Annotated in this window: 1 protein-coding gene; it reads left to right on the top strand. The window is 73.2% G+C overall.

Annotation, left to right across the window (positions count from 1 at the left end; genetic code table 11):
* On the top strand, positions 1 to 10,021 hold a 10,021-nt coding region (locus ABD901_RS57325), incomplete at both ends, for an amino acid adenylation domain-containing protein (RefSeq protein ID WP_345144608.1).

The following is a 10,021-nucleotide window of genomic DNA, read 5'->3' as shown; positions in this document are numbered from 1 at the left end:
CAAACCCGCACCACCGCCCTGGACGCCTACACCCACCAAGACCTCCCCTTCGAACAACTCGTCGACCAACTCACCCCCACCCGCAACCGCGCCCAAACCCCCCTCATCCAAACCCTCTTCAACTACGCCCGAACCGACGAGGTCATCCACGCCGGCGAGGAGTCTCCGATGGCGGCGTACGCCAAGTGGGACCTCACGCTGGCCTTGGTGGAGACCGGCGATGCCATGGCTGGGGCGATGCGGTACAGCACCGCTCTGTTCGATCGGGCGACGGTCGAGCGTCTCGCCGGCCACCTGCAGGTGCTGCTGGCGGCGGTGGCGGCGGATGCGGAGCGTCCGGTGTCACGGCTGCCGCTGCTCACCGCGGTGGAGGCCGCACAGCTGGCGGAGTGGAACGACACGGCCGTCGAGTGGCCGGCGGTGGGTTCGGTGCTGGAACTCATCGACTTCGATCGGGACGGCACGGCGATACGGTTCCAGGACCAAGCCCTGTCGTACCGGGACCTGAACCGGCGAGCCAACCAGCTCGGCCACCACCTGCAAGCCGCCGGAGTCGGCCCGGACAGCATCGTCGCGCTGGAGTTGGACCGCGGCCCTGACCTGCTCATCGGGATCCTGGCGGTCTGGAAGGCCGGCGGCGCCTACCTGCCCCTCGACCCCGCCCACCCCGCCGAACACCGCCACCACCAGTACACCGACAGCCGCGCCCAGCTACGCATCGACGCCGACTACCTCGCCACCACCGCGACCGCCGTCGCTGCCCAGCCCGTCACCGCCCCGCCCGGGCGCACGCACCCCGACCAACTGGCGTACCTCATCTACACCTCCGGCTCGACCGGCCGACCCAAGGCCGTCGCGTCCACCCACCACGGCCTGCGCAACCGCCTCGCCTGGTTCCAGACCGCGCACCGCCTGGCCTCCACCGACACCGTGCTGCACAAGACGCCGACCACGTTCGACGTGTCCGTCTGGGAGCTCATCGGCCCCCTCGCCGCCGGCGCCACCCTGGTCATCACCGAACCCCACCGCCACCGTGACCTCGACCACCTCCTGCACCTGCTGCACACCCACCAGGTCACCACCACCCACTTCGTCCCGTCCCTGTTCCACGAATTCGTGCACCACCCGTGGCCGGGCGCGCTCCCCGACCTGCGGCTGGTCCTCTGCGGTGGGGAGGCCCTGGATTCGGCCGACGTCGCCGCCTTCTACCGGCGCCACCCGACCGCCACCGTCCTCAACATGTACGGACCGGCCGAGGCGTCGATCGACGTGTCGTCCTGGCCGTGTGCGCGCCCCGGCGAGGGCCGCAGTGTTCCGATCGGGCACCCGATCACCAACACCGCCTTGCACTTGCTCGATCCGCACCTCAACCCGGTCCCGATCGGCGTCACGGGGGAAATCCACATCGGCGGCGACAACCTCGCCCGCGGCTACCTCCACCAACCGGCCCGCACCGCCGAACGGTTCATCCCCAACCCCTTCGCCAGCGACGGCAGCCGCCTCTACCGCACCGGCGACCTCGCCCACCGCCAACCCGACGGCCAACTCGACTTCCACGGCCGCATCGACCACCAGCTCAAGGTCCGCGGCCACCGCATCGAACCCGCCGAGATCCAACACACCCTCACCGGCCACCCCGCCATCACCGCCGCCCACGTCACCGCCCACCAGCACCGCCTCGTCGCCTACCTCGTCCCAGCCAGCCCCACCGCCCCGATTCCCCCCGCCGACGAACTGCGCACCTTCCTGCGCGCCAAACTCCCCGACTACATGATCCCCGCCATCTTCATCGAACTCGATCACTTCCCCCTCAACACCAGCGGCAAAATCGACCACCACGCGCTCCCCACACCCGACACCAGCCGCCCCGACCTCACCGCCCACTACCAGGCCCCGACCACCCCCACCGAAGAAATCCTCGCCGGCATCTGGGCCGACCTGCTCCACCTCGACCGCGTCGGCACCACCGACAACTTCTTCGACCTCGGTGGCCACTCGCTGCTCGCCACCCAAGCCATCACCCGCACCCGCACCGCCTTCAACACCCACGTCCCGCTCGGCGCCCTCTTCGACAACCCGACCATCGCCGCCCTCGCCGCCACCATCGACCTCACCACCACCGACCCCGCCACACCCCCGATCACGCCCACCGACCGCGACCAGCCGCTGCCGCTGTCCTTCGCCCAGCAGCGCCTGTGGTTCCTGCACCAGCTCGAGCCCCATTCGGTCGAGTACAACAACCTCGTCACCATCACGCTGCACGGCTCCGTCGACGCGGCCGCGCTGGCCGGCGCGCTGAGCAGGGTGGTCGAACGCCACGAGATCCTGCGGACCCGCCTCGTGACCGGCCCCGACGGCGTCCCGGCCCAGATCGTCGACCCGCCGGCCGCCTTCCCGCTGGAGGTGGTGCAGGACGCGACGGAGGACGGGGCACGGGACCTGCTGACGCAGCGCCGGCTCACGCCCTTCGACCTCGCCACCGGACCGCTGCTGCGGGCCACCCTCGTCCGGCTGTCATCGGACCGGTACGTCCTGGCGCTGTGCATGCACCACGTCGTGTCCGACGAGTGGTCGGCCCGGCTCCTCCGGCGCGAGCTGTTCGCGGTGTACCACGGCGCATCGCTGCCGCCGCTGCCGGTCCAGTACGCCGACTACGCCGCCTGGCAGCGACGCTGGCTCACCGGCCGCGTCCGTGAAGAGCAGCTCGAGTACTGGCGCACCCAGCTCGCCGACCCGCCGGTCCTGGACCTGCCGACCGACCGTCCCCGGCCGCCGCAGCGCTCCAGCGCCGGCGCGATGGTCGCCTTCACGGTCCCGCCGCAGCTCACCGCAGCGCTCAAGGAGCTGTCCCGCAGTACCGCCACCACGATGTTCATGCTCCTGCACGCGGCCTACGCGGTGCTGCTGCACCGCTACACCGGCCAGGACGACCTGCTCGTCGGGATACCGATCGCGAACCGGACCCGGGCCGAGACCGAACACCTCATCGGGTTCTTCGTCAACACCCTGGCCCTGCGCACCCGGCTGCACGACGACCCGACGTTCGCGGCGCTGCTCGCCCGGACCCGGGACACCGCCCTGGCGGCGTACGCGCACCAGGATCTGCCGTTCGAGCAGCTGGTCACCGAGCTCACCCGCGATCGCGACCGGTCCCGGACACCGCTGGTGCAGACCCTGTTCAACTACGCCACGGTGGACCCGGGCGCCGCCACGGTCTCGGCGTCGGTGTCGCTCGACGATCCGGTGCTGGACAGCGACATCCTGTTCGACGTCGTGCTGTCGATGGCCGAGCGCGGCGACGGCCTGATGGCCACCCTGGAGTACAGCACCGCGCTGTTCGACCATGCGACGGCCCGGCGGATGGCGGAGCACCTGCTGGTCCTGCTCGCCGGCGTGGCCGCCGATCCCGGGCGGCCCGTGTCCGAGCTGCCGATGCTGTCGGCCGCGGATGGCGCGCAACTCGCCGCGTGGAACGACACGGCGATGCCGTTGCCCCGCACCGGGGGCATCGACGAGCTGGTCGAGGCGATGGCCGGCCGCCATCCCGACGCCCCGGCGGTCGAGGACGGCCACGCGACGCTGACGTACCAGGCGTTGGACGCGGCCGCGAACCGGATGGCCCGGCACCTGCTGTCCCTCGGCGTCGGCCCGGAGACCGTGGTCGGCCTGCACCTGGAGCGGGGCGTCGACGTCATCGTCGCGATCCTCGCCGTCTGGAAGGCCGGCGGCGCCTACCTGCCGCTCGACCCGGCCTATCCGCCGGACCGGCTCGCCTACATGCTGCGCGACAGCGGCGCCCGGCTGCTCATCACCAGCCGGGGTACCGCCACCGCCTGGCCTGGCGGGACGCCGCCGACGCTCGTCGTCGACGACCCCGCCACCGTGGCCGCGCTCGCGGCGATGCCGGCGGGCCGGCCCGGGCCGTCCGCGGCGGCGGAGCGCTCGGCCGCGGTCATCTACACCTCCGGGTCCACGGGGCGGCCCAAGGGCGCCGTGGTCACCCACCACAACCTGACATCGCTGCACGCCGCCTGGTCGCACACCCACTTCCGCGCCGGTGACCGGCACCGGTGGCTGTCGCTGACCAACATCAGCTTCGACGTGTTCACCGGCGACCTGATCCGGGCGCTGTGTGACGGTGGGACGCTCGTGCTCGCGCCGATCGGTGTGCAGACCGACCCGGCGCGCTTCGCCGCCTTCCTCGCCGAGCATCGGGTCACCGCGTTCGAGTGCGCGCCGCGGTACATCGACCAGCTGACCGGGCACCTCGACGCCGCCGGGGCCGGCCTGCCCGAGCTGCGGCTGCTCGTCGCCACCACCGACACCTGGCACACGTCGGCGGCGGGCCGCACGCGGCGGGTCCTGCCGCACGTCCGGCTGCTGACCGGCTACGGCCTCACCGAGGCCAGCATCGACAGCACGTACAGCGACCTCGCCGGGCCGCCGGAGCACGACTCGCCCACCCCGATCGGGCGGCCCCTGCCCAACACCGGCGCCCATCTCCTGGACCGCCACCTGTGCCCGGTCCCGATCGGCGTTGTCGGCGAGCTGTTCATCGGTGGGTCCGGCGTCACCCGCGGGTACACCGGGCGCCCCGCGCTGTGCGCCGAGCGGTTCGTGCCGGACCCGTTCTCCGCCGACGGCGGCCGGCTGTACCGCACCGGCGACCTCGCGCGGCGCCGCGCCGACGGGCAGCTCGAGTTCCTCGGCCGCAACGACCAGCAGGTCAAGGTCCGCGGCCACCGCATCGAGCCCGCCGAGGTCGAGCAGGCGCTGACCGCCCATCCGGGCATCGCCGCCGCCGCCGTCGTCGCGCTCGACGAGCGGCTCGTCGCCTACCTGGTCGGCGCCGGCATGCCGGCCGCCGACGAGCTGCGCGCGTACCTGCGCACGACGCTGCCCGAGCACCTCGTCCCGTCGGTGTTCGTCGAGCTGGCCGAGCTGCCGCTGACGCCGAACGGCAAGATTGACCGGGCCGCGCTGCCCGCCCCCGACACCACCCGGCCCGACCTCATCGGCGGCTACCGGGCACCGGCGACGGCCACCGAGGAGATCATCGCCGCGATCTGGGCCGATCTGCTGGGACTGGACCGCATCGGCGCCACCGACGACTTCTTCGACCTCGGCGGGCACTCGCTGCTCGCCACCCAGGCCGTCACCCGCATCCGCGCCGCGTTCGACGTCGACCTGCCGCTGGCGACGCTGTTCGACGGGCCGACCGTCGCCGCCCTCGCCGCCGCCGTCGGCCGCACGCCGGAGGGCACCTCTGTCGCGCCGATCACGCCGGCCGACCGCGACCAGGCGCTGCCGCTGTCGTTCGCACAGCGGCGCCTGTGGTTCCTCGCCCAGCTCGATCCGGACGCCGTCGAGTACAACCTGTCCAGCGCCGTGCCGTTCGGTGCCGTCGACATCCCGGCGCTCACCGCGGCGCTCACCACGATGGTGGAGCGCCACGAGATCCTGCGCACGCGGCTCGTCACCGCCGCCGACGGCATCGCATACCAGGTGATCGACCCGCCCGCGGCGTTCCCGCTGGAGCTGCTGGACGTGTCCGGCGAGGACGACCCGGGGACGCTCGCGCGGCAGCATTTCGACCGCGACGCGCGGGTGCCGTTCGACCTCGCGACCGGGCCGCTGCTGCGCGGGCGGCTGATCCGGATTGCCGAGGACGAGCACATCCTGGCGCTGCACACCCACCACATCGCCTCCGACGAGTGGTCGGCGAGGATCTTCCGCGGCGAGCTCGCCGCCCTGTACGGCGGCGCCACGCTGCCGGCACTGCCGATCCAGTACGCCGACTACGCCGTCTGGCAGCGCGACCACCTGACCGGCCCGGTGCTGGACGCGCAGCTGCACTACTGGCGGACCCAGCTCGCCGACCCGCCGATGCTGAACCTGCCCACCGACCGTCCCCGCCCGGCCATCCGCTCCGCCGAGGGCTTCGTCGTCGACTTCGCGGTCCCGGCGGCGGTGGCGAGCGGGCTCCAGGAGCTGTCCCGCCGGCACGGCGCCACGATGTTCATGACGCTCCTGGGCGCCTACGGGACCCTGCTCTCGCGGTACACCGGCCAGGACGACCTGCTGATCGGCACCCCGATCGCCAACCGCAACCAGGCGGAGACCGAGGGGCTGATCGGGTTCTTCGTCAACACCCTCGTCCTGCGCGCCCGCCTCGACGGCGACCCGACGTTCGTCGAGCTGCTCTCCCGGGTCCGCGCCACCGCCCTGGACGCGTACACCCACCAGGACCTGCCCTTCGAACAGCTCGTCGACGAGGTGGTGCACGAGCGGGACCGTTCCCGTACCCCGCTCATCCAGACCCTGTTCAACTTCGACACCGGCGACAGCGCCGCGGTGCCCGACGAGGGCCGCGGGCCGGTCGCGATCCCGGTGAAATGGGACCTCATCCTCACCATGGTCGAGTCTGGCGGGCAACTGGCCGGCGCGATCGAGTACAGCGCGGCGCTGTTCACGCACGAGACCGTCGAGCGGATGATCGGGCACCTGCAGACCCTGCTGGAGGCGATCGCCGCCGACGCACAGCGACCGCTGTCGAGCCTGCCGATCCTCACCGTCGCCGAGGAGGCCCGGCTTGCGGCTTGGAACGACTCCGCGGTACCGCTGCCGCCGACGCCGACCGCCCACGACCTGGTCGCGGCGACGGCCGCGGCCACGCCGGACGCCACCGCGCTCGTCTGCGGCGACCAGGTGGTGACCTACCGGCAGCTCGACGAGCGGGCCAACCGGCTCGCTCACCATCTCATCGCCCGCGGTGCCGGGCCCGAGACCGTCGTCGCGCTGTGCCTGGACCGCGGGGCGGACCTCGTCGCCGCGATTCTCGCCGTGTGGAAGGCCGGCGCCGCCTACCTGCCGCTCGACCCGGCGGACCCGACCGAGCGGCTGGCCTACATGGTGGCCGACAGCGGCGCGGCGCTGCTGGTCGGGCACCGGGCCACTGCCGACCGGCACGACCTGCCGCTCGACGTCGTCCGGCTCGACGACGACGCCGTCGCCGCGCGGCCGGCGACCGCGCCGGGCATCACCGTCCATCCGCAGCAGGCCGCCTACGTCATCTATACGTCGGGCTCCACCGGCCGGCCCAAGGGCGTGCAGTCCACGCACGCCGGGCTGCTCAACCTGGCCACGGCGCTGCCGCGCATCGTCCCGGCCGGCCCCGGCGTCGCCACGCTGCAGCTGGCGTCGATGAGCTTCGACGCCTCGGTGTGGGAGATCGTGATGGCGCTGACCGCCGGCGCGACGCTGGTCGTGGCCACCGCGGCGGAACGGGCCGACCCCGAGCGCCTCGCCGCGCTGGTCCGGGCGCGCGACGTGAGCATCGCGACGCTGCCGCCGTCCCTGCTGGCGGTGCTCGATCCCGGTACCGTCGCGGGGCTGACCACGGTGGTCAGCGCCGGGGAGCGGCTTGATCCCGGTCTCGTACCGGCCTGGGCACGGGGTCGCCGGCTGCTCAACGCCTACGGGCCGACCGAGGCCAGCGTGTGCGCCAGCGCGGCGGACGTGACGGCCACGGACGGGACCGCGGCGTCGGCGCCGCCGATCGGCGGGCCGGTCGGCAACGTCGTGCTCCACGTCCTCGACGCCACGCTCCGGCCGGTCCCGGTCGGCGTGCCGGGCGAGCTGTACCTCGGCGGCGCCGGGCTGGCGCGCGGCTATCTGCGCCGGCCCGCCCTCACCGCGTCGTCGTTCGTCCCCGATCCGTTCGCCGGAGACGGCACGCGGCTGTACCGCACCGGCGACCTCGCCCGCCGCCGGCCCGACGGGCAACTGGAGTACCTCGGCCGCACCGACCACCAGATCAAGGTCCGCGGCCACCGCGTCGAACCGGCCGAGATCGAGGCCGCGCTCGTGCGCCATCCGGGGGTGGCGGCGGCGGTAGTCACCGCGGCCGGCGACCGGCTGGTCGCGTACTTGGTTCCGTCGCTGCCCGCCGCCGGCATCCCGGCCGTCGAGGAGCTGCGCGCACACCTGCGGGCGGCGCTGCCGGAGTACCTGACCCCGTCGGCGTTCGTCGAGCTGGCCACGCTGCCGCTGAACCGCAACGGCAAGCTCGACCGGGCCGCCCTGCCCGCGCCGGACCTCACCCAGCGCGCGCTCGCCGGCGGCTACCGGGCCCCGGCCACACCGGCCGAGCGGGCGATCGCGGCGATCTGGCAGGAGCTGCTCGGCGTCGGACGGATCGGGGTCGACGACGACTTCTTCGACCTCGGCGGCCACTCGCTGCTGGCGACCCAGGTCGTCTCCCGGATCCGCACGGCGCTGGGCGTGGAGGTGCCGCTCGCCCTCATGTTCGACCGGCCGACGATCGCCGGGTTCGCGGCCGGCCTCGGCGGCGCGACGGCCGACGCCACCGCGCCGATCAGCCCCGTGAGCCGCGACGGCCTCCTGCCGCTGTCGTTCGCCCAGCAGCGCCTGTGGTTCCTGACGCAGCTCGATCCCGGGTCGGCGGAGTACAACATCGCCGCATCGGTCCCGCTCGACGGCCCGCTCGACGTGGCCGCGCTGGCGGAGGCGCTCGGCGGGGTCGTGGCCCGGCACGAGATCCTGCGGACCCGCCTCGTCGCCGGCGCGGACGGCGTGCCGCACCAGGTCATCGACCCGCCGCACCCGGTCCCACTCGACGTCGTCGACGCGCCGTCGGCAGCGGCCGCCCGCGCGGTGCTCACCCGGCACGGGCAGGTGCCGTTCGACCTGGCCCGCGGACCGCTGCTGCGGGCCCTCCTGGTCCGCATCGCCGACGACCGGCACCTGCTCGGCCTCTGCATGCACCACGTCGTGTCCGACGAGTGGTCGGCCACCATCCTGCGCCGCGAACTGTCCACGTTGTACACCGGCGGCTCCCTGCCCCCGCTGCCGGTCCAGTACGCCGACTACGCCGTCTGGCAGCGGCAGTGGCTCACCGGTGCCGTACTGCAACGGCAGCTGGACTACTGGCGCACCCAGCTCGCCGGCCCGCCGGTGCTGGACCTGCCGACCGACCGGCCCCGGCCGCCGGTACGCTCGACCGCCGGCGATGTCGTCAGCGTCGTCGTCCCCGCCGCGGTCGCCGATGCGCTGCGCGAGCTGACCCGCCGCCACCACGGCACCATGTTCATGACCCTGCTCGCCGCCTACGGGGTCCTACTGCACCGGCACACCGGTCAGGACGACATCCTGATCGGCACCCCGGTCGCGGGGCGCAGCCGGGCCGAGACCGAGGGGCTGATCGGGTTCTTCGTCAACACCCTGGTGCTGCGGTGCCGGCTGGACGACGACCCGACCTTCGCCGAGCTGTTGGGCCGCACCCGCGCGACCGCCCTGGACGCCTACACCCACCAGGACCTGCCGTTCGAGAGGCTGGTCGAGGAGCTCGTCGACAACCGCGACCGGTCCCGGACGCCGCTGTTCCAGACCCTCTTCACCCACACGGCCGTAGGCCACGCCGCCCGTCCGCCGTCGCCCGAGGGCGGCATCGAGGTCAAGTTCGACCTGTCGCTGCAGGTCGTCGAGGGCACCGACGGCCTCGTCTGCTCCTTCGAATACAGCACGGCCCTGTTCGATCGCGCGACGGTAGCGGATTGGGCCGCCCGCTTCGCGGTGCTGCTGGCCGGAGTGGCTGCGGAGTTGGATGCGCCGGTGTCGCAGCTGCCGGTGTTGGACGGCGAGCAGCAGGCGTGGCTGGCCGAGTGCAACGACACCAGCGCGCCGGCGCCGACGGCGGTGTCGATCGTGGAGGTGTTCGAGGTCCAAGCGGCCACCCGCCCGGACGAGGTCGCCGTCGTCGACGGCCGGCAGAGCCTCACCTACGCCCAGCTGAACACGGCCGCGAACCGAGTCTCCCGGTCACTGACCGGAGCCGGCCCCGGGACAGTGGTCGCCGTCCGGATCCCCCGCAGCGCCGACCTCGTCATCGCCATGCTCGGTGTGCTCAAAACCGGCGCCGCCTACCTACCCATCGACGTGCACCACCCAGACGGCCGCATCGACGCGCTGCTGCACGACGCCGCCCCACATGTGGTCCTCA

The organism is Dactylosporangium darangshiense, from assembly GCF_039537565.1.
Taxonomy (GTDB): domain Bacteria; phylum Actinomycetota; class Actinomycetes; order Mycobacteriales; family Micromonosporaceae; genus Dactylosporangium; species Dactylosporangium darangshiense.
The sequence above is the reverse complement of the archived record's forward strand: the minus strand, read 5'-3'. Positions and strand labels throughout refer to the sequence as shown.